Below are 17,832 nucleotides of genomic sequence, written 5' to 3' on the forward strand. Positions count from 1 at the left end.
CATGAACCCGTGGCCAGGCTGGCCTGTCACAGTGACATGCTTCGACGGCAGCGCACACCGCCCGTGTGGGACTGTGGTGGCCGCGCTGGAACGACGCTTGCCGAGATCGTCGGTCGGATGAGTTCCTTGGATGCGCCGCAGGAAAAGCGTCAGGAAAAACCCTGACGAGCCCCCTGTACAGGGGGCGGATCTTGTCCATAATGCCCTCATGTAGGGATGCAAAAAAAACAGGGGAACACCGATGGGATCCACAGCAACCACCTGGCGGCGTCCGGGGGTCATGTCGACGCTGCTGGCCTGCCTGATGCTGGTGGCGGGGAATGCTCAGGCCGGCAACCCGCGCTATGCCGGCATCGTCATCGACGCCGAGAGCCATGCGATCCTGTATGCGGAGAAGGCCGACGAGCCCCGCTATCCCGCGTCGCTCACCAAGATGATGACGCTCTACCTGCTGTTCGAGGCCCTCGAGGCAGGACGCCTGGGGCTGGGTCAGCCGCTGCCGGTATCGCATGCCGCCGCGGCCATGCCCGCCACCAAGCTGTATCTCAAGCCGGGCGAGCGTATCCGGGTGGAGAAGGCCATCCAGGCGCTGGTGGTCCGCTCGGCCAACGACGTGGCCGTGGTAGTGGCCGAGGCGCTGGGGGGCAGCGAGGCGAACTTCGCGCGGATGATGACCGACAAGGCGGCCGCGCTGGGTATGACCGACACCACCTTCCGCAATGCCTCCGGCCTGCCCGATGCCCGGCAGGTCACCACCGCCCGGGACATGGTAGTGTTGTCGCATCGCCTGATGCGGGACTTCCCCCAGTACTACCCCTACTTCTCGCTGTCCGACTTTACCTGGCGTGGCAAGACGCTGTCCGGGCACAACCGCCTGCTCGAGAATTATCCCGGCGCCGATGGCCTCAAGACCGGCTTCATTCGGGCTTCGGGGTTCAATGTCGCCACCTCGGCGGTGCGCGACGGGCGGCGCATGCTGTCGGTGGTGATGGGGGGGTTCACCTCCTCGTCCCGGGATGCCCACATGGCCAATCTGCTGGATCGGGGTTTCTTGCGGGCCAGCCTGTCGGATGGACATGGTTGGCTGGCCAGCGCCGATATCTCCGGAGGCCGGCTCTCCGGAGGCCGGCTGATGCCGGGTGCCGCCGGCCAGCGCCTGGCGCGTACGGAACCCGCCTCGGGGGAACCTCGCCGGCTCGCCGCGGCGACATCGCCGGCCGCCACCTCGCCCTCCCGCGACGAGGCCCTCGTCGAGGCGCCGGCATCCTCCGTGGCGCTGGCCCGGGGGGAGGGTGACACGCTCGACGCACGTCCTGCGCTGCCCGGCGCGAGCGCCGAGGATCCTCTGCGTGAGCTGATCGAACCGGAGGCACCGCGTGACGTGGCTGCCGGTGGCGCCTGGGGCGTGCAGGTCGGCGCCTTCAGCGACGTCGACCATGCCCGAAGCCTGGCGTCCCGGGCGGCCGACCGGCTGGCCAGCGAGTTGGCCAACGCCCGGGTGGCGGTGCCCATGGCCGAAGGCGCCGGCGTCTACCGGGCCCGGCTGGTGGACCTTCAGGAAGGACAAGCGCACACCGCCTGCCGCCGCCTGGTGGCTCAAGGCATGGAGTGCATGGTGGTCCAGGCCAGCCTCTGAGGCCTTACCCCCGTCTGACGCCGCCTTGGCGTCGTTCCGTCATCTGCCCCGCCGGCCTCAGGTCGGCGGGGCGATCGTTTCCAGGACACATCGCGGGAGGCGTCCCCTATGCCATCGTCGCTCAAGGGCATCGGTTTCATGTGCCTAGGGGTGCTCTGCCTGGCGCTGGGGGATGCCGTGGCCAAGTGGCTGGGCGAGGTGCACTCGCCGCTGCAGATCATCTTCTTTCGCACTCTGGTCTCGCTGCCGCTGATCGCGTTACTGGCGCACTTCGGCGGCGGGCTGCGCAAGCTGGGCACCCGTCGCCCCGGCATCCACCTGCTGCGCGGCCTGATCTATACCGGCACCATGGGTTGCTTCGTGCTGGGATTGACCCTGCTGCCGCTGGCCGAGGCCACGGCCATCGCCTTCGTGGCCCCGCTGTTCGTCACCCTGCTCTCGGTGCCGCTGCTGGGCGAGCGCATCGAAGGGCCGGTGCTGGTGGCGTCGCTGGTGGGCTTCTTGGGGGTGCTGGTGGTCGTGCGTCCGGGCGGGGAGACCTTCGACCCCGGCGCCCTGGTGATGCTGGGGGCGGCGGTCTTCTATGCGCTGCTGATGCTCACCTCGCGGCGCTGGGGAGGCACCGAGCACCTCTGGGCCATGGTCTTCTATATGACCCTGGTGCCCCTGGTGCTGACTGCCGCCAGCCTGCCCTGGGTGTGGCAAACACCGCTGAATTGGCACTGGCCGGCCTTTCTGGCCTCGGGGGTGCTCGGGGTAGGAGCCACAGCCTGCATCACCCTGGCCTTCCGCCATGCCCCGGCGGCCATAGCCGCGCCCTTCGACTACACGGCGCTGCTGTGGGCGGTGCTGCTGGGGTGGTGGTTCTGGGGCGAGATGCCGGATCTCGGGGTGTTCGCCGGCAGTGTGCTGATCATCGGCAGCGGCCTGGCCGTCGCCTACCATGAGCGACGGACCTCCCTGAAGCGCCGGCCGACTTCCTGAGGCCTTAGCGCCGGGAAAGGAAGGCCCGCGCAGCGGCCTCCGGGTCGGGCTGGCCGCAGATGGCCGAGATCACCGCCAGGCCCTCGACGCCTGCCGCGCGCACCGCCGCGGCGTGCTCGGCCTTGAGGCCGCCGATGGCCACGCTCGGCAGGGGGCTGGCGGCCACCAAGGCGGCCAGGCCCTCGAAGCCCAGCGGGGTGGCATGATCGTGCTTGCTGGGGGTGGCGAATACCGGGCCCAGGCCCAGATAGTCCAGCGCCGTCGGATCGAGGCGAGCGAGCTGGTCATGGGTCTGCACCGAAAGCCCCAGGATCGCCTCGGTGCCCAGCGCCGCGCGGGCCTCGGCCACGTCGCCGTCGTCTTGGCCGATGTGCAGCCCGTCGGCGCCGGCCGCCAGGGCCACCTCCAGCCGGTCGTTGATGATCAGCGGCACGCCGGTGCCGTAAAGCACCGCCTTGAGGCGACGCGCCTGGTCGACCAGCTCGTCATCGCTAGCGTGCTTGTCGCGCAGCTGCACCAGCGTCACGCCGCCGCGCACTGCTGCCGCCACGGTTTCCACCAGGCCATGAGCCGCGCAGAGCCCACGGTCGGTGACGAGATAGAGTGAGAGATCAAGGCGCATCGTGAACCTCCAGTTGGGCCCGTTCGGCCAGGGCGGTGAACTCGATGGCCTCCTCGCGGGCATGGACCATGGCCGGCGAAGCGCCGATGGCCAGCAGCACGTTGGCCATGGTGTTCATGGCCACATGGTTGGTGATGTTGTGGATCAGCGGACACGTCTCACGCACCCGGGCCAGGTGCAGGGCGGGATCAATGGAATGCATGGGGCCTCCCCGGCGCGGGAGGTGCAACTCGGCGGCAGGGCCGGAGCTGCACGACTCCCTACGCCGGCATTATCCGGGTCAGGTGATGAGGGTGCCTCTCAGCCGTGGCGGTCTCGCCGCGGCGCCCCTGTCGTCAGGTCCCACTATCCCTGCCCGCTCCCTGGCTGTAAAGGCCGGACTCAGGCCTTCTCGGGGGATGGCGGCGTGTCACTTCCTCGCCGAGCCAGCGCCGGGCCACCCGCCGGGCGTGTGCCAGCTCCCGGCACCAGGTCAGTCGGCCGACGGTCCGGCGGATCCCCGCTCGGCGCAGCTTGACGAGGATCCGCGTCGGCAGGCCGACCAGCACCAGCGCCACACCCTCGCGGTGCATCTCGTCGATCAGGGCCTTGAGGGCCACGATGGCGGTGCCATCCATGCTCGGTACGTCATGCATGTCGAGGATGACGACCCGCACCCTCGGGGCCACCAGGTGCAGCGAGGTGAGCGCCTTCTCCGCGGCGCCGAAGAACAGCGGGCCATTGATGTCGTAGAGGGCGACCGCGTCGGGCAGGGCATCGATGGCGCCATGCGCCTCGGTATCGACGCGCTGGGTCTGGGTCAGCAGGGACATGCGCCGGATGAACAGGGCGGCGGCCAGCCCGATGCCCACGGCCACCGCCAGCACCATGTCGAAGAGCACGGTCAGGGTGAAGCAGGTCACCAGGATGGCCACGTCCCCCGGCGGGGCCGAGCGCAGGGTGTGCAGGAAGTGGCGGGCCTCGCTCATGTTCCAGGCGACGATGAACAGCAGTGCCGCCAGCGCGGCCATCGGTACCAGTCCCAGCAGGCCCGCCAGGGCGACCACCGCCAGCAGCACTACCAGCGCGTGCACCACCGCGGCGATCGGCGAACGGGCGCCGCTGCGGATGTTGGTGGCGGTCCGGGCGATGGCGGCCGTGGCGGTGATGCCGCCGAACAGCGGCGCGACGATGTTGCCCAGCCCCTGGCCGATCAACTCGGCGTTGGGGTCATGCCGGGTCCGGGTCAGTCCATCGGAGACCACCGCGCACAGCAGCGACTCGATCGCCCCCAGCATGGCGATGGCGAAGGCGGGCCCCAGCAGGGCACGAATCAGCGCAAAATCCAGTACCAATGACTCACCATCCGCACCCGGCAGCCGCCAGGGAGCCACGAAACTCGGTGCGATCGGGGGAATGCCGCTCCCTGTCGTGCCGTCGGCCGACCAGGTGAAGCGCGAAGCGATAGTCTCCACTTCCGCCCCCGACCCGGCCAGCCAGAGATTGGCCCCGTAGGCGGCCAGGGCCCCGGCCACCAGGCCGACCAGCGGCGCGGGAACGGGCAGCCTCAGGCGCGGCCAGAGCAGCAGGACGCCCAGGGTGAAGGCACCGATCCCCAGCTCGAGCGGGTCCAGGGTCGGCAACGAGACGGCGATGCGCCCGAGGTTGTCGACGAAGTGCTCGCCCAGCTGACCGACCTGAAGCCCTAGAAAGTCGGGCACCTGCAGCACCGCGATCACCACCGCGATCCCCGCCGTGAAGCCGAGCACCACCGGATAGGGCACGTACTGGATGAGGCGCCCCATGCCGGTGATGCCGAGGACTACCAGGATCATCCCGGCCATCATCGTGGCGATCAGCAGGCCGCCCAGGCCGTACTGCTGGACGATGGGGAAGAGGATGACCACGAAGGCCGCCGTGGGCCCCGAGACATTGACGCGTGAGCCGCCGGTCAGGGCGATGAGCACACCGGCGACGATCGCCGTGTAGAGCCCGTGCTGAGGGGGCACGCCGGTGGCAATCGCCAGGGCCATGGAGAGCGGCACGGCCACGGTGCCGACGGTCACGCCGGCCATGACATCGTGGCGCAGATCACCCAGGCCATAGCCGTCTCGCCAGGCCGCGCGCAGGCCGGCGGCGATGCCGGGAATGGGCAGGGACGGTCGGTGGCGTGCCATGCGTGGGATCCTCACTGGGGGTCACCCGTACCGTGGATGGGCCGGTGGCCGCATGTCCGGCGGGAATCGATCGGGGTTATTTATGTGAATGACATTAACATGTGATTGGTATGATCGACAAATGCCTCGGCATTGCACCGGCCGATGCCAGGCATTAACATTTGATGTTAATGCCTCCGGGAGGATAGTGATGGAAAAGAAGACGGCACGCCTGACCCTGTTGATCGACCCGCACAAGAAGCAGGCCTTCGAAAGGCTATGTGCGGCCCAGGACCGGACTCCATCCCAGGTGGTACGTCAGATGATCCGCGATTACCTGCGCGACCATGGCGTGGAGTACGAGACCCGCCCTGGCCTGGCCACCAGGGACGCGCCGGGGCGGGAGTGATGTGCGCTCCCGCCAGGGGGCCGGTCGGCCAGCCAGAGCCTGTAGGGGCGAAAGCATCCCCGGCCCCGGCGGTTCAGGCGCGGATGTAGGCCCAGCCCTCGGCCTGGCACTCGGCCAGGGTGACTACCGCCGCCTCGACCATCGGGAGGCCGGCGGTGTTGTCGAGCCCCTGGGCGGCCAGGGTGTTGCCGCAGAGCCGCAGGAGGGGGTCGGTCTCGTCGGGTGTTGCCAGGGCCGCGGCGACCGCCGCCGCGTTGGCGATGATCAGCACCTCGGCGTCGGGCCGCGCCTTGATCAGGTTGCGGGCATTGCGCCGGGCCCGGGCGAGGGCCTCGGCGGTAGGGGCATGCAGCAGGACGCGCAGCGTGGCCATCGGTAACCTCCTTGCGATAGTGGAAACAGTGGGGTGGCTCAGGGGCCGCCGCGGATATGCTGCTCGATGGCCTGCAGGTGGTCGGCGAAGTCGGGGTGGTCGCGGCGCGCCTCCAGGGGCAGCGGGATCTCGCGGGTCGCCACCACGCCGGCGGGTGTCCCCGGCGCCTGACCGCCGAGCACCATGATCCGGTCGGCCAGCAGCACGGCCTCCTCGATGTCGTGGGTGACGAAGACGATGGCGGCCTCGGTGCGGCGACGCAGGTCCACCAGTTCCTGCTGGAGACGGCGCCGGGTGATGGCGTCCAGGGCCGAGAAGGGCTCGTCCATGAACAGCACCCGGGGACGCACGGCCAGGGCCCGGGCGATGCCCACCCGCTGCTGCTGGCCACCGGACAGCGTGTGCGGCCAGCGCTCGGCATAGTCCTCGAGTCCCACCAGCGTCAGGGGTTCCAGGGCCCGCCGCCGGCGCTCGGCCCGGGAGAGGGCGAGGCCCTCGAGGCCCAGCTCCACGTTGCCGCGTACTCGCCGCCAAGGGAAGAGCCGCGGCGCCTGGAAGACCATCGACCAGGCCCGGGTGTCGTCGCCCTGGCCCTTGGGGATCTCGATCGTGCCGGCCTGGGGGGCGAACAGGCCGGCCAGGGCACGTAGCAGGGTCGACTTGCCGACACCGGAGGCGCCGACGACGGCGACGAACTCGCGAGGGTGCAGGTCCAGGTCGACCCCTTCGAGCACCGTCGTGCCGGCGAAGCCGAGCCGCACACCTCTGGCCTTCAGCACTGGGGGCGGGGTGGTCGGAGAGGCCGTCATGGTTGCCACCTCAGCAGTCGGCGCTGCAGACGCATGAACAGGAAGTCGAACACCGCGTAGAGCCCGGCGATGGTCAGCATGTAGACCACCACGATGTCGGTGGCGAGCAGGCTCGAGGCCTCCATCATGCGCTGGCCGATGCCGGGGATGCCGAACAGCTCGGCGGCCACCACCGTCATCCAGCCCTGGCCCAGGCCGGCCCGCAGCCCGCCGAGGATGCCTGGGGCGGCGGCGGGCAGGCTGACCTTGGTCAGCCGGGCCAGGAAGCGGCCCTGACCGAAGGCCTGGGCGACCTCATCAAAGCCGGGGTCCACCGAGCGCACCGCGCTGTAGCTGGCGAAGTAGTTGATCCAGAACACCCCGATGCTGATGATGAAGGCCGCCGCCGAGGGCTTGATGCCGAACCAGATGATGGCGAAGGGGATCCAGGCCAGCGGCGGGATGGGGCGCAAGAGCCTCGCCAACCAGGCATGCAGGGCGTCGAAGACTGGCAACAACGCCGCGGCGACACCGACGGCGATGCCCAGCAGCGAGCCCAGCAGGACACCCACGCTGTAGTGCGAGAGGCTGGCCGTTACCACTTCGAGCCAGATGCCATCGCTGATCTCGGCGGCCAGCACCCCGGGAATCGACGAGGGCAGCGGCACCAGGCTGCCAGGCAGCAGGGCGCTGCGCAGGGCCAGTTCCCACAGCAGCAGGAAGCCGGCCAGCCCCAGGGCGCTGAGCAGACTGCGGCGAGAGCGCGGCAGGGGCGTGATCATGAGTTGGACGGCTCTCCGGCGGCGTGCTCAGCGGTTTCTTCATCACCGGCCTGTTCACCGACGACGGCGTCGTAAAGGGTGGTGTCGAACAGCGCCTCGAGGTCGACAGGGGTCTCGAGGGTGCCTTGGGCCATCTGGAAGTCGTGCATGGTCCGGGTCGCCTCGAGGATGGCGTGGGGGTCGGCGAGATAGTTCGAGGAGGGCGAGCGCAGGGCGGTTGTCACGGTGTCGAGCTTGATCAGCCGCTTGCCGACGAACTCGCGGACATGGGGGGCGGCCCGGTCGGGCTCCTCGAGCAGCATCGCGGTGGCCCGCACGTGCAGCGCCATCAGCGTGCGCATCGCCTCCGGGTGCGCCTCCAGCACCTGCTCCCGAGCGGCGAGCACGGCGCCGGGCTGGCCGGGCAGCATCTCGTCGGCGCGGGCCACGACCCGGGCGCCGTCGACGCGTTCCTGCACGGTGGTCAGGATCGGCTCGAGGATCGAGGCGGCATCCACCGCCCCGGCCAGCAGCGCCTGCTGCACCCGGTCCGCGCCCATGGCGACGATCTCCACCGCCTCCTCGCCCACGTCCAGGCGCTCGACCAGCCAGTAGCGCAGCACGGTGTCGGGCACCGAGCCGCGGGGGAAGGTGGCGATCTGCGGCTTGCGTCCCTGCTCTTCGGTGAAGCGGGCGATGGCCTCGGCGGGATCCGCGGCGCGCGCGAAGGCATCGGCCAGCTCGCCGCGCGCCACCAGGCCGATTTGCTCGCGGATACTGGCGGCCAGCACCTTGATCGGCACCCCATTGGCTCGAGCCACCATGGCGGGGCCGATGCCGAAGTACATGACATCCAGTTCACCGGAGGCCAGGGCCTGGACCATGGCCGGGCCGCTGGAGAAGCGGGTCAGCTCGAGCTCGAGACCGGCCTCATCGGTCCAGCCCTCGCCTTCCATCACGAACAGCTGGGCCACCGGCAAGATCGGCATGTAGCCGACCTCGAGGGTGACCGGTGGTGACGGCTGGGCCTGGGCCAGGCCGGGGAGGGCACACAGCAGGGCCACGGCGCCCAGGTGGCGAACGACACGCAACATGGTGGGTCTCCAGGATATGGAATACGGCCGTCGATCTTATCGGCTGTATTAGCGGGGCGGAAAGTTCTGGTTGGAAGAATCGGTTATAGTTTTATAGCGGCCAACAGGGCGGCGAGTTCCGGGTCATGACGCCTGGCCGCGAAGAGTGGGGCGTCCACCACCTCGAAACGCCCTTGCCTGGCGCGCAGATACACCGTCCCGGAAGCGTCGTCGATGAAGTTCACCTCGGGCACCCGGGCGATGCATTGCTTGAGGAAGCCGCAGTTGCGGTCGATTGCCAGGACCTCATCATCGGGATAGACCTCTGCCGGGCATCTCGCCTGAGTATTGATCTTCTTGTAGCGCTCGATGTTGACCAGCCCCAGGGGGTCGAGGATGTTGAGGGCCTCCCGTGTGCCGTAGGCGATGGTCTTGGGCGTGGTGTGCTTCGGCACGGCGTTGTCCAGGAAACGGTACTGGAAGTGGGGGTGCCGGCTACCCAGCCACTTGAAGAACAGCCGGGGCATGCCGTCGTAGGCTTCCACGCAATGCCCCAGGAAGTCCTCCACCGCCTTGTAGCGGCCCCGCTCCAGCCCCCGAGACCAGCCGCGCTCCACCGTCGCCTCGGGCGGGGTGACGATGAAGTAGGTAAGCATGGTGTCGACATGCTTGGCATAGGTGGCATCCAGGATCCGGGAGACCTGCTCCGAGGCGAAGCTGTCGAACCGGAAGCGGTCGATCAGCAGGTGGGGAATGGTGCCATCGCGGCGGGCCTTGTCACGGATGTAGCGATCCAGCTTGGCATCGATGAGCTTGACCTCCTTGCCGGCCAGGCGGCCTGCGTACTTGTAGGCCTCGCCCAGGGACTCGTAGTCCAGCAACAGGCGGCGCCAGATGTCGGGGCTGATGGTGCCGTACTCATCCGATCGGATGCCCTGTGCCTGCAGGGTGTCCTTGAGGAAGGGCCGCAGGGAACTCTTGCCCGACGCCGAGGCCCCCTTGAGGCTGATCAGGATCGGCGTCTCGGCACAGGGAATGCGGGTATAGCCTTCCTCGTGCATGGCCCGCGCGACATGCCGGGCCACCATCCGGCCCAGGTGATGGCTGCCGAAGTCGTTGCAGACATGCCGGGTGATCAAGGTCACCAGGAGGTCGCGATCCATCCCGACATGGCCCTGGGTGCCGGCGATTGAGTTCAGGACACGGTAGGTGCTCTTGTAGATGGCCCTCTCCCGTTCCCCTTGGGCCGCCAGTCCCTGGTCCTTGAGGTCCTGGATCATGTCATGGTGGCGTTCCTGGATGGACCGCGGGTCTGGCGGGGGCGGCCGGGATCGGCGCTTGCCCAGCCATCTGGCCAGGCGGGAGGCCGGCTCGGGGTCGACCTCCGCCGGTGGGGGGGCGAAGGCCGCGTCGAGGATCTCGCCCACCGTGACGCGAACCTCGTCATGCAGCGCGTCATGGGCCTGGCGAAACGCCGGCAGGTGGGGGGTCAGGTAATCGGCGAGGATCCTGCCGGCGATGCGACGGAAGTGCTGCCCGAAGACCTCCTCCTCTTCGCCCTCGAGGACGACGATATCGGCCGTGACCTGCACGATCAGCTCGTGGAGCACCAGGCGCTCTGCCCGGAACGCGACCAGCTCTTCCTCCGCGAGCCCGGTCAGGGCCCTGAGCTCCGGCATGTCGTCCAGACGGGAGTGGACATTGGCCGGGTGATGGATCGTCTCCAGGGCCTGATAACGCCGGGGCAGCTCGGCTTCCAGCCCGGGATGCCACGCCGAGAACTCGGCTTGTTCTCGATCGGGCAGGCTTGAGGTCAAGTTGTTGGTCATGACGGCTGTCCAGCACCCGCAGGATCTCGGTCAAGCCTCTCACCGACCGCGTTGCCGAGCAAACTCCCGCGGGCGATCACCGGGCCGGATGGCCAGGCAGCGACAGGAGCCCTCAGGGCGCCGGCAGGCTGGCGGCCCCCACGAAGCGCTCCTGCCAGTAGTCCAGCCCGAGCGAGGTGATGGTGACCTGTCGGCCACGGCCGGGGGCATGGATCATCTCTCCGCCGCCCAGGTAGATACCCACGTGGCTGGGCTTGCCGCTGCCGGCGGTGGCGAAGAACAGCAGGTCGCCCGGACGGGCCTGCTCGACCTGAGGTAGGGCCCTGAACTGGGCGCGTGAGGTGCGAGGCACACTGATGCCCGCCCGGGCATAGGCACGCTGCACGAGGCCGGAGCAGTCCAGCCCTCGGGACGAGGTGCCACCGTAGCGGTAGGGGATGCCCAGCGATTGTCTGGCCTCGGCGAGGATCAGCGCCCGGTCGAGGGAGAGGGCCGTGGTATCCGCGGTCTCGAGGCCGCGGCTGGCACAGCCCGCCAGCAGCACAGCCAGCAGCAACGCCAACGGACCGACCCGCGCGGCGAACATCAGCGAAAGGCGATGCGCGTACCGTGAGCGAGCATCTCGTCCGGGGTCAAGGCCTTGCCCGGCACGCCGATCATCTCGTCGCCGCATTGGTCGCTCCAGGTCAGCACGCCGTGCGTCAGGCCCAGGCTCCCGAGCAGGTCTTGTATCTCGCCGGTACCCGTGAAGGTCCAGGTCTTGCCGTGCTTGTCGGCGAGCTCCGAGACCCCGTTGGCATGATGAAAGCGCACGGTGTAGATGCCATCCATGGACTCCACCTCGACGATCGGGGAGAAACCGTGGTGAAGCGCATGGGAAAGCTGCTTGGTGGTGATACGATCACCGAGTGACATGTCGATGCTGGTCATGAACAGGCTCCGGGGCGAGTCGTGGATAGTGTACAGATAATGTAGAGCCACTGCTGCGATCCTGCCAGGGCCCGGGTGGACTGAGTCGGTAACTAGTATCCCCGGGCATCGATTACCGCTTGGGCGTTCCCTCTGCGCATCTTGTGTACAGTTATTGTATCATATTTGTACGATGGTGCTCAAAGGCAGGGGTGGAAATGTCCGCGTGGTGTCCCCACTACCAGGGTACGCCACACGGACCAGAGGAGAGCACCATGAACTTCCCGGGAGAACAGCCCCCCGGCGTGCAGGCCCCCACCGCCGAGACCGAAGGTTTTCGCCTTAACCACACCATGCTGCGGGTGAAGGATCCGGAGAAGGCGCTGGCCTTCTACACCCGGGTGTTCGGCATGCAGGTGCTGCGCCGGCTCGACTTCGAGGAGATGCAGTTCTCGCTCTATTTCCTGGCCCGGCCGGAGCCGGGTGAGAACGTCCCGGAGGACACCGCCGAGCGCACCGTCTGGACCTTCAGCCAGCGTGGCGTGCTGGAACTGACCCACAACTGGGGAACCGAGGCGCAGGATGACTTCGCCTACCATGACGGCAACACCGAGCCCCAGGGCTTCGGCCACATCTGCTTCAGCGTGCCGGACCTGGAGGCCACCGTGGCCTGGTTCGACGCCAATGACGTGACCTTCGTCAAGCGCCCCGACCAGGGCAAGTTGAAGGACGTGGCCTTCGTCAAGGACGTGGACGGCTACTGGATCGAAGTGGTCCAGGCCGACCGCCTGGGCCACCTGGGTGACTAAGAACTTCATTCACAACTCCTTGGACGGAGTGGGCTTTTCCTCGGCAAGACCCGAAGTGTCGGACCATCACGAGGGCGCTGTGAACCCCTCCCTGGGCGCTATCTTTGCCATCCATGGCAAAGGACCCTCGCTTCGTCTTGCCCCCGGCGCCCACCATTACTGGGGGTTTGGAAGTGATCTCTAAGCCCTCGCCTCAGTACCCCGTCATCTCCAGGTAGCCCACGCCGCGTGGCCGGTCGTTCTCCCGGTCGCGGACCCGCACCGCACCTTCCCAGTAGGGCACGCTGGTGGGCATCCAGCGCTCGGCATGGGACGCCTCGACGATCAGGTCCAGGGCCTGGCCCGGGACCTGTAGTCGCCAGCGCGTGGGCAGCTCGCGACCCGCCACGGCCTGCGTGGCCAGCGGGGTCAGCCGCAGGTCATCGGCGCCGAGGGCGGTGACCGTGCCATCGGGGGCAATCCAGCTGCCGAAGAGGGCATCGCCTGCCGCCGCGTCGCCGCGCAAGTGGTAGACCATCAGCTTGGCGCCACCGGCCAGATGCAGCGAGAACCAGTCCCAGCCCTGGTGCCAGGGAGCCATCAGCTGGTTGCCCCACTCCCGGTCCAGCCAGGCGCGGCCCGTCACCTGGTGGGGCTCCCCGTCCAGGCTCACCTCGCCGCTGACCCGATAGAAGGGCTGGCTGAGGTAGACCGGGGTATCGCCGGCCGTGTGGCGAGCGCCCGGCTGGCGGTGGCGCACCAAGGGCCCCTCGGCCTCCAGCGTCAATCGGTAGCCGAAGGGGGCATCCTCCTGGCCGGCCTCGGCGGTCACCACGAGCCGGTCCAGGGCATCCTGCGTCGGGTCGTGGACCTGGCTGATCATCTGCCAGTCATCGAGCCAGGCGCGGAAGGGCCAGGCGGTGACGCCGGCCTGGTCCCGCGCGGGATCGGCCACACTCGACCCGCCCCGCGCGAAGCGCTCCGCCACCCGATGCATCTTGCCACGGGACACTGCCACATGGGCCATCCACAGCTGCTCGGCCGCCCAGGGGCCGGGGGCCTCACGGCGCTCGGCCGGTGGCTGCTGGGCCCGACGGAACAGGGTCCATTGCACGCCCAGCGATTCGCCGGACGCATCCGCCAGGTTGGCGGTGAGGTACCACCATTCCAGACGAGTGTCGGGGTGCGGACCATGATCCTCGGGGAAACTCAGCGGCGTGCCGGGGGAGGCCTGCACGAAACCGCCGGCCGCACTGCCTAGTCCGGCGAAGCCGGCCGGCGTCTCGGGGGGCGGCTCGCTCCCACAGCCTGCCAGCAACAGCGCCAGCGCGCCGAGCCATGCGCTCATCGGGCGCCTCATGTCATCTCCTCCTCGGCCAGCAGGGCCCGGGGCGGGATCCGCCACAGGCGCAGGGCCGGCAGGACCGCCGCCAGCAGCGCCACCCCCAGGGCCGTGCCCAGGGTCAGCGCCATCTCGGCGGGAAAGACATGCAGCGGCAGGCGCCAGCCGAAGGCGGCCACATTGATCACGTCTACCAGGCACACGGTGATGACGACGCCCAGCGGGAGGGCGACCAGGCCGGTGGCCAGGGCCGCACCGCCCAGTTGGGCGAGCTGGAGGCCGGCAAGCCGGCCCCGGGGCACGCCCAGGGCCCATAGCGGTGCCAGCCGGCGGCGCCGCTCCCGGGCCTGGGCGAGCAGGCTGGCCAGCAGGGCCAGGGCCGCCACGCCCAGGGTCAGGGCATTGAGGGCCCGGGTGATGGTGAAGGTGCGCTCGAAGATGGTGGTGGCCAGAGCCTTCACCTGGCGCTGGTCGCGCAGCGCCGCGTCGCCGATCCCGAAGCGCTCGGCCAGGGCCCGGCGCAGTGCCGCCTTGTCCGCGCCTTCGGCGAGCACCAGGCCGATGGCCTGTGGCGAGACCCCGAAGCGCCGTTGCAGCGTCGGTGTGGCCAGCAGCACCTCGCCGCGAGGATTGCCGTAGTCCGGGTAGACGGCCGCCACCGTTACCCGTTCGGCGTCGCCCGGGGCCTCCAGCACCAGTCGGTCGCCGGGGGCGATACCCTGGCCCCGGGCCAGCTGCTCGTTGATGAAGGCCTCGCCCTCCTTGAGGGCGTCCCAGGCGGCTTGCCGCCCCCCCGGTGTCTCCAGCAGCGGCCAGGAGGAGGTCAGGGACGCGCCCGGGGTGATCCCGAACAGCGCGACGGGACGCTGCAGCATCCGGGAGGCGTCACCGGTCACGATCTCGATCAGTTGCGTCTTGCCATCGGCGGCGGGCAGCTGCGTGGCCACCTCCGGGCGATCCGCCAGCCAGGCCTCGACCTGGGCGAAGCGTTCGTCCCCCGGGCGCAGGTAGAGGTCGGCGACCAGCCGCTGGTCGAGCCAGTCGAGGAAGGTCAGGCGAAAGCCCCCCACCATACTGCCCACGCCCAGGTTGGCGGCGAGCGCGATCAGCAGCGCCATCATGGCCAGCGACAGCCGCGGCAGTTGTAGCTGCAGGTCGGCCAGGGCCCACTGGGTCAGCGGTCGATGCCGAGCCAGCCGGCTCAGGGCGCCGATCAGCAGGGCCAGCAGCGGAGGCAGCCAGAGGGCCGCGGTGAGCATCAGGCTGGCCACCAGGGCGAAGCCAGCCAGCAGACCCTCGCCGGCAGGTCGGGCGGCGAGCCAGGCCCACAGTGCCAGGGTCAGCGCGAGGCCCGCGGTACCGGCCATGGCCTGGGCGCCGAGCTGGCGGCGAAAGCCTGTCCGCCAGGCCTGGGCCTGTCCCAGGCCCAGCACGCCCAGGCGGGACGCCCGCCACAGCACACTGCTGCCGGCGATGAAGAGCCCGCCCAGGGTCACCCCCAGTCCGCCGAGCCAGTAGTGCCAGGGCAATGTCAGCCCGGTGCCCACCTCGGCGCCGTACAGGCTCTGCAGGGTGGCGGCCACATCAGGCAGCAGGGTGCGTGCCAGCCCGACGCCGCTGGCGATGCCGGCCAGGGCGCCGACGAGCCCTAGCAGCACCAGCTCCAGCGCCAGCACGCCGACGAGCTGTCGCCCCGATATGCCCAGCGCCCGCAACGTGCGCAGCAGGCCCAGGCGCTGTTCCAGTGCCAGGCCCAGCGCCGCCTGCACGATGAAGAACCCGACGATCAGCGCCAGCAGCGCCATGGCCGTGAGGCTGAGGTGAAAGCTCCCGGTGAGTTCACCGGGGCTGGACCGGGTGTCGGCCCGGATCAGCCGGTAGCCCGCGGGGGCGTCATCCAGCGCCCCGGCCGCGGTCACCAGCCGCGACACCGTGTCGCCGGTGTCCAGCAGCCGGGCCGCCACGGCGATGTCCGTCACCAGGAGGCCCGGCGGCAGGGACGGGGCCAGCATCAGCGGCGGCAGGCGCTGGTCGCTGGCCAACCGCGGCTGGGCGCCCTGCGCCGCGGCGCGCTCAAGACCCAGCCGGGACAGGGTGTCCAGGGCCAGGCGGACCTGCCACGGCGGTGTCAGGAAGGGCGTCAGCTCGCCACGGCTGCCCGCCGTGGCGAAGGCGCTGTCACCGGGCAGGGTCAGCGGGTCGATGCCGATCACGGTCAGCGACTCGCCACTGAGTGTCGTCACCTCGCCCTCCAGCAGTGGCGAGACGGCAAGGCCCTGGCGGCGCAGGGCGACGAAATCCGCACGCTCGAGGGGTTTGCCGTCACGGCGCGCCAGGCTGTCCAGACCGGTGGTGAACAGTGCCTCGGCGCGGGCGTAGCTGTCCCGGGCGGTGGCGTTGATCGCCTGCACACCGCTCCACAGCGCGCCGGCCGCCCACAGGCCCAGCAGCAGCATCGCCAACTGGCCGGGATGGCGGCGATAGTGGGAGAGCAGGGTGGCCAGCACCACGCCGATCAGGCGCATGGGGGTGGCTCCGGCTGCTGGCCACGGGGCATCGGCTGGCCATGGGCCGTCAGCTGGCCATGAGAAAGCTGCAGGCAGCGGTCCAACGGGGCGGCCACCCGGGGGCTGTGGGTCACCATCAGCAGGGCGCAGCCGGTGTCATGCACCAGCGCCCGCAGCAGCGCGAGCACCTCGTCGGCGCTGGCCTCATCGAGGTTGCCGGTAGGCTCGTCGGCTAGCAGCAGGGCGGGCCGCGGCGCCAGGGCGCGGCCGATGGCCAGGCGTTGCTGCTGGCCCCCCGAGAGTTGTTCCGGGTAGTGCCGCTCCCGTCCGGCCAGGCCCAGCCGCTCGATCAGCTCGGCCGTCCAGGCCGGGTCCTCGCGCCTGGCCAGTCGCGCCTGCAGGCGCAGGTTGTCGACCACCGACAGGCTCGGCACCAGGTGGAACTGCTGGAACACCAGCCCCAGCGACTCGCGGCGCAGTCGCGCCCGCTCGGGCTCAGCCAGCGACGAGATCGCCCGGCCATCGAGACCCACCTCACCCCGATCGGGCAGGTCGAGCCCCGCGGCCAGGTGCAGCAGGGTCGACTTGCCGCTGCCCGACTCGCCCATCAGGGCCAGGCTCTCGCCGGCGCCCAGGGTCAGGTCGACCCCCGCCAGCACCGTGAGCGGCCCCTGGGGCGTGGCATAGGCCTTGTGGACCTGGCGGAACTCGAGCATGGGCCTTCCTGGCATTTGATCGCCCCGTGATGGTCGCACAGCCGATGGCTCAGGCGAAGATATGGTCGAACTCTGCCGAGAAGTCCTGACTAGCGGGCGTGATGCCGAGCTGCTCGATGCTCCAGCCGACAAGACGTCGAGAGGCATGAAAGAGCGTCGCGGAGAGTTCATGTAGCAGATTGAAGTGCTCCGCTATTTCCGCGTAGTTGGTCGCATACTCATGGGCGGCCATGTTGCGCACTGCTCGGCAGCGTTGCCAGTCACTGGTGGCGTCGATGACGCCTTGCTTCTCGAAGAAGGCGAGAACCTTGAGAAAACTCTCGGTGGCTTCCCCCGCGAGCAGTGCACCATGGCGCATGGCGGATGCCAGGGAGTCCTGCAACTTGGCGAAACGCTCGTTGATGGCCGCCAGGGTTTCGAAAAGGTCGACATTCTTCTTGTGTTCTGCCAGCCACTCGGGATCGATGGGCCAGTCGATCTTGGCTTCCGACTCATGGAGGAACCAGGCACAGCGCTGGATGGCTTCCAAAAGCTGTGCCAGGTGGCGCTGTTGCTCGTCGAGAATATCGTGGGTCATGCAGCATTCCCGACATCGACTGACTGAGAACGCTTCAGTGCCATGGCCTGGAAGGGGGTCGGTTTATCCCCCTGTGTATAAGTCACGATATCCACAGGCAGCTGCAGGTGTGTCTCGAGAGCCTGCTTCAACTCGGCATGGGTGAGGAGCGAGATGGGGGTAGGGGAAACCAGTAGTAGATCGAGGTCTCCACCGCGGCGGGCGTCATCCAGGCGCGAACCGAAGACGCGCACGTCGATGTCCTCTCCGACGAACTGACGAACACAGGAGACGAGGGTTTCTCGCTGGGATCGGGTGAGTCGCATGCTGCATGGCTCCTTGCAGTGCCGGGGGTTCGCCGAGATAGCCAGAGTCTAGCATTGCTTCCCGTTCAGTCGGCGGCC

Annotated in this window: 19 protein-coding genes and 1 riboswitch; of the genes, 4 read left to right on the plus strand and 15 right to left on the minus strand. The window is 69.1% G+C overall.

The annotated features are described in order from the left end of the window. Positions 1-241 precede the first annotated feature (241 nt). Both FHR94_RS08075 and FHR94_RS08080 read left to right on the plus strand, forming a co-directional pair. Positions 242-1,636: a D-alanyl-D-alanine carboxypeptidase gene (locus FHR94_RS08075; protein WP_183325126.1), complete on the plus strand. Its 1,395-nt coding sequence runs from the start codon at positions 242-244 to the stop codon at positions 1,634-1,636. A 108-nt stretch (positions 1,637-1,744) separates the two neighbouring features. Then, positions 1,745-2,620, plus strand: a complete 876-nt coding sequence (locus FHR94_RS08080; RefSeq protein ID WP_183325127.1) for a DMT family transporter — start codon at positions 1,745-1,747, stop codon at positions 2,618-2,620. A gap of 4 nt (positions 2,621-2,624) precedes the next feature. On the opposite strand, the gene thiE is transcribed toward FHR94_RS08080, so the two are convergent. The 3 genes from thiE to dauA form a co-directional block, all read right to left on the minus strand. Beyond that, positions 2,625-3,242, minus strand: a complete 618-nt coding sequence (thiE, locus tag FHR94_RS08085) for a thiamine phosphate synthase (RefSeq protein WP_183325128.1) — start codon at positions 3,240-3,242, stop codon at positions 2,625-2,627. Then, positions 3,232-3,444, minus strand: coding sequence for a hydroxyethylthiazole kinase (locus FHR94_RS08090; RefSeq protein WP_425485362.1), 213 nt, complete (start codon positions 3,442-3,444; stop codon positions 3,232-3,234). The genes thiE and FHR94_RS08090 overlap by 11 nt, the downstream gene beginning before the upstream one ends. A 38-nt stretch (positions 3,445-3,482) precedes the next feature. Next, positions 3,483-3,583, minus strand: a riboswitch (TPP riboswitch). Next, positions 3,578-5,398 (minus strand): C4-dicarboxylic acid transporter DauA, encoded by a 1,821-nt coding sequence (gene dauA, locus FHR94_RS08095; protein ID WP_183325129.1) that lies wholly within the window; start codon positions 5,396-5,398, stop codon positions 3,578-3,580. Its footprint overlaps the riboswitch before it by 6 nt. A gap of 190 nt (positions 5,399-5,588) precedes the next feature. Between dauA and FHR94_RS08100 the strand changes: the two genes are divergently transcribed. After that, entirely contained in the window at positions 5,589-5,786 is a 198-nt protein-coding gene (locus FHR94_RS08100; protein ID WP_183325130.1) for a CopG family transcriptional regulator, read from the plus strand. Between the two features lie 73 nt (positions 5,787-5,859). On the opposite strand, the gene FHR94_RS08105 is transcribed toward FHR94_RS08100, so the two are convergent. From FHR94_RS08105 to FHR94_RS08135, 7 genes are all read right to left on the minus strand, one after another. Then, a complete protein-coding gene (locus tag FHR94_RS08105) occupies positions 5,860-6,159 on the minus strand; it encodes a hypothetical protein (RefSeq protein WP_183325131.1) in 300 nt (99 codons plus the stop codon). 38 nt (positions 6,160-6,197) lie between these two features. Next, complete coding sequence (locus tag FHR94_RS08110; protein ID WP_183325132.1) at positions 6,198-6,968, minus strand: ABC transporter ATP-binding protein; 771 nt, start codon at positions 6,966-6,968, stop codon at positions 6,198-6,200. Continuing rightward, complete coding sequence (locus tag FHR94_RS08115; RefSeq protein WP_183325133.1) at positions 6,965-7,729, minus strand: ABC transporter permease; 765 nt, start codon at positions 7,727-7,729, stop codon at positions 6,965-6,967. The genes FHR94_RS08110 and FHR94_RS08115 overlap by 4 nt, the downstream gene beginning before the upstream one ends. Then, positions 7,726-8,802: an ABC transporter substrate-binding protein gene (locus FHR94_RS08120; protein WP_183325134.1), complete on the minus strand. Its 1,077-nt coding sequence runs from the start codon at positions 8,800-8,802 to the stop codon at positions 7,726-7,728. The genes FHR94_RS08115 and FHR94_RS08120 overlap by 4 nt, the downstream gene beginning before the upstream one ends. Positions 8,803-8,885: 83 nt before the next feature. Further along, a complete protein-coding gene (locus FHR94_RS08125) occupies positions 8,886-10,610 on the minus strand; it encodes a DEAD/DEAH box helicase family protein (RefSeq protein ID WP_183325135.1) in 1,725 nt (574 codons plus the stop codon). 112 nt (positions 10,611-10,722) lie between these two features. Further along, positions 10,723-11,196, minus strand: a complete 474-nt coding sequence (locus FHR94_RS08130; protein ID WP_183325136.1) for a C40 family peptidase — start codon at positions 11,194-11,196, stop codon at positions 10,723-10,725. After that, the gene (locus FHR94_RS08135; protein WP_183325137.1) at positions 11,196-11,540 is read right to left on the minus strand and encodes a DUF6482 family protein; all 345 of its coding nucleotides are present in this window, start codon (positions 11,538-11,540) and stop codon (positions 11,196-11,198) included. Before FHR94_RS08135 ends, FHR94_RS08130 begins: the two co-directional genes overlap by 1 nt. A 254-nt stretch (positions 11,541-11,794) precedes the next feature. On the opposite strand from FHR94_RS08135, the gene gloA reads away from it, so the two are divergent. Continuing rightward, positions 11,795-12,328, plus strand: coding sequence for a lactoylglutathione lyase (gene gloA, locus FHR94_RS08140; RefSeq protein ID WP_183325138.1), 534 nt, complete (start codon positions 11,795-11,797; stop codon positions 12,326-12,328). A gap of 193 nt (positions 12,329-12,521) precedes the next feature. Here gloA and FHR94_RS08145 read toward each other — a convergent pair whose 3' ends face one another. The 5 genes from FHR94_RS08145 to FHR94_RS08165 are packed head-to-tail and all read right to left on the minus strand — an operon-like array spanning position 12,522 to position 17,754. Then, positions 12,522-13,655 (minus strand): lipocalin-like domain-containing protein, encoded by a 1,134-nt coding sequence (locus FHR94_RS08145; RefSeq protein WP_183325139.1) that lies wholly within the window; start codon positions 13,653-13,655, stop codon positions 12,522-12,524. Between the two features lie 8 nt (positions 13,656-13,663). Beyond that, positions 13,664-16,174 (minus strand): ABC transporter permease, encoded by a 2,511-nt coding sequence (locus FHR94_RS08150; protein WP_183325140.1) that lies wholly within the window; start codon positions 16,172-16,174, stop codon positions 13,664-13,666. Then, entirely contained in the window at positions 16,165-16,872 is a 708-nt protein-coding gene (locus tag FHR94_RS08155; protein WP_183325141.1) for an ABC transporter ATP-binding protein, read from the minus strand. The genes FHR94_RS08150 and FHR94_RS08155 overlap by 10 nt, the downstream gene beginning before the upstream one ends. A 49-nt stretch (positions 16,873-16,921) precedes the next feature. Continuing rightward, positions 16,922-17,449: a hypothetical protein gene (locus FHR94_RS08160; RefSeq protein WP_183325142.1), complete on the minus strand. Its 528-nt coding sequence runs from the start codon at positions 17,447-17,449 to the stop codon at positions 16,922-16,924. After that, entirely contained in the window at positions 17,446-17,754 is a 309-nt protein-coding gene (locus FHR94_RS08165) for a nucleotidyltransferase domain-containing protein (RefSeq protein ID WP_183325143.1), read from the minus strand. The genes FHR94_RS08160 and FHR94_RS08165 overlap by 4 nt, the downstream gene beginning before the upstream one ends. Positions 17,755-17,832: the final 78 nt, after the last annotated feature.

Origin of the sequence: Halomonas cerina, assembly GCF_014192215.1 — a bacterium.
Taxonomy (GTDB): Bacteria; Pseudomonadota; Gammaproteobacteria; order Pseudomonadales; family Halomonadaceae; genus Halomonas; species Halomonas cerina.

Excerpts from the sequence above, each read along its gene's own strand:
- FHR94_RS08105 (WP_183325131.1), bottom strand. The coding sequence starts at position 6,159 with ATGGCCACGCTGCGCGTCCTGCTGCATGCCCCTACCGCCGAGGCCCTC.
- FHR94_RS08125 (WP_183325135.1), bottom strand. The coding sequence starts at position 10,610 with ATGACCAACAACTTGACCTCAAGCCTGCCCGATCGAGAACAAGCCGAG.
- FHR94_RS08130 (WP_183325136.1), bottom strand. The coding sequence starts at position 11,196 with ATGTTCGCCGCGCGGGTCGGTCCGTTGGCGTTGCTGCTGGCTGTGCTG.
- FHR94_RS08120 (WP_183325134.1), bottom strand. The coding sequence starts at position 8,802 with ATGTTGCGTGTCGTTCGCCACCTGGGCGCCGTGGCCCTGCTGTGTGCC.
- FHR94_RS08135 (WP_183325137.1), bottom strand. The coding sequence starts at position 11,540 with ATGACCAGCATCGACATGTCACTCGGTGATCGTATCACCACCAAGCAG.
- FHR94_RS08155 (WP_183325141.1), bottom strand. The coding sequence starts at position 16,872 with ATGCTCGAGTTCCGCCAGGTCCACAAGGCCTATGCCACGCCCCAGGGG.
- gloA (WP_183325138.1), top strand. The coding sequence starts at position 11,795 with ATGAACTTCCCGGGAGAACAGCCCCCCGGCGTGCAGGCCCCCACCGCC.
- FHR94_RS08165 (WP_183325143.1), bottom strand. The coding sequence starts at position 17,754 with ATGCGACTCACCCGATCCCAGCGAGAAACCCTCGTCTCCTGTGTTCGT.
- FHR94_RS08080 (WP_183325127.1), top strand. The coding sequence starts at position 1,745 with ATGCCATCGTCGCTCAAGGGCATCGGTTTCATGTGCCTAGGGGTGCTC.
- thiE (WP_183325128.1), bottom strand. The coding sequence starts at position 3,242 with ATGCGCCTTGATCTCTCACTCTATCTCGTCACCGACCGTGGGCTCTGC.
- FHR94_RS08115 (WP_183325133.1), bottom strand. The coding sequence starts at position 7,729 with ATGATCACGCCCCTGCCGCGCTCTCGCCGCAGTCTGCTCAGCGCCCTG.
- FHR94_RS08160 (WP_183325142.1), bottom strand. The coding sequence starts at position 17,449 with ATGACCCACGATATTCTCGACGAGCAACAGCGCCACCTGGCACAGCTT.
- FHR94_RS08110 (WP_183325132.1), bottom strand. The coding sequence starts at position 6,968 with ATGACGGCCTCTCCGACCACCCCGCCCCCAGTGCTGAAGGCCAGAGGT.
- FHR94_RS08145 (WP_183325139.1), bottom strand. The coding sequence starts at position 13,655 with ATGAGCGCATGGCTCGGCGCGCTGGCGCTGTTGCTGGCAGGCTGTGGG.
- FHR94_RS08100 (WP_183325130.1), top strand. The coding sequence starts at position 5,589 with ATGGAAAAGAAGACGGCACGCCTGACCCTGTTGATCGACCCGCACAAG.
- FHR94_RS08150 (WP_183325140.1), bottom strand. The coding sequence starts at position 16,174 with ATGCGCCTGATCGGCGTGGTGCTGGCCACCCTGCTCTCCCACTATCGC.
- dauA (WP_183325129.1), bottom strand. The coding sequence starts at position 5,398 with ATGGCACGCCACCGACCGTCCCTGCCCATTCCCGGCATCGCCGCCGGC.
- FHR94_RS08075 (WP_183325126.1), top strand. The coding sequence starts at position 242 with ATGGGATCCACAGCAACCACCTGGCGGCGTCCGGGGGTCATGTCGACG.
- FHR94_RS08090 (WP_425485362.1), bottom strand. The coding sequence starts at position 3,444 with ATGCATTCCATTGATCCCGCCCTGCACCTGGCCCGGGTGCGTGAGACG.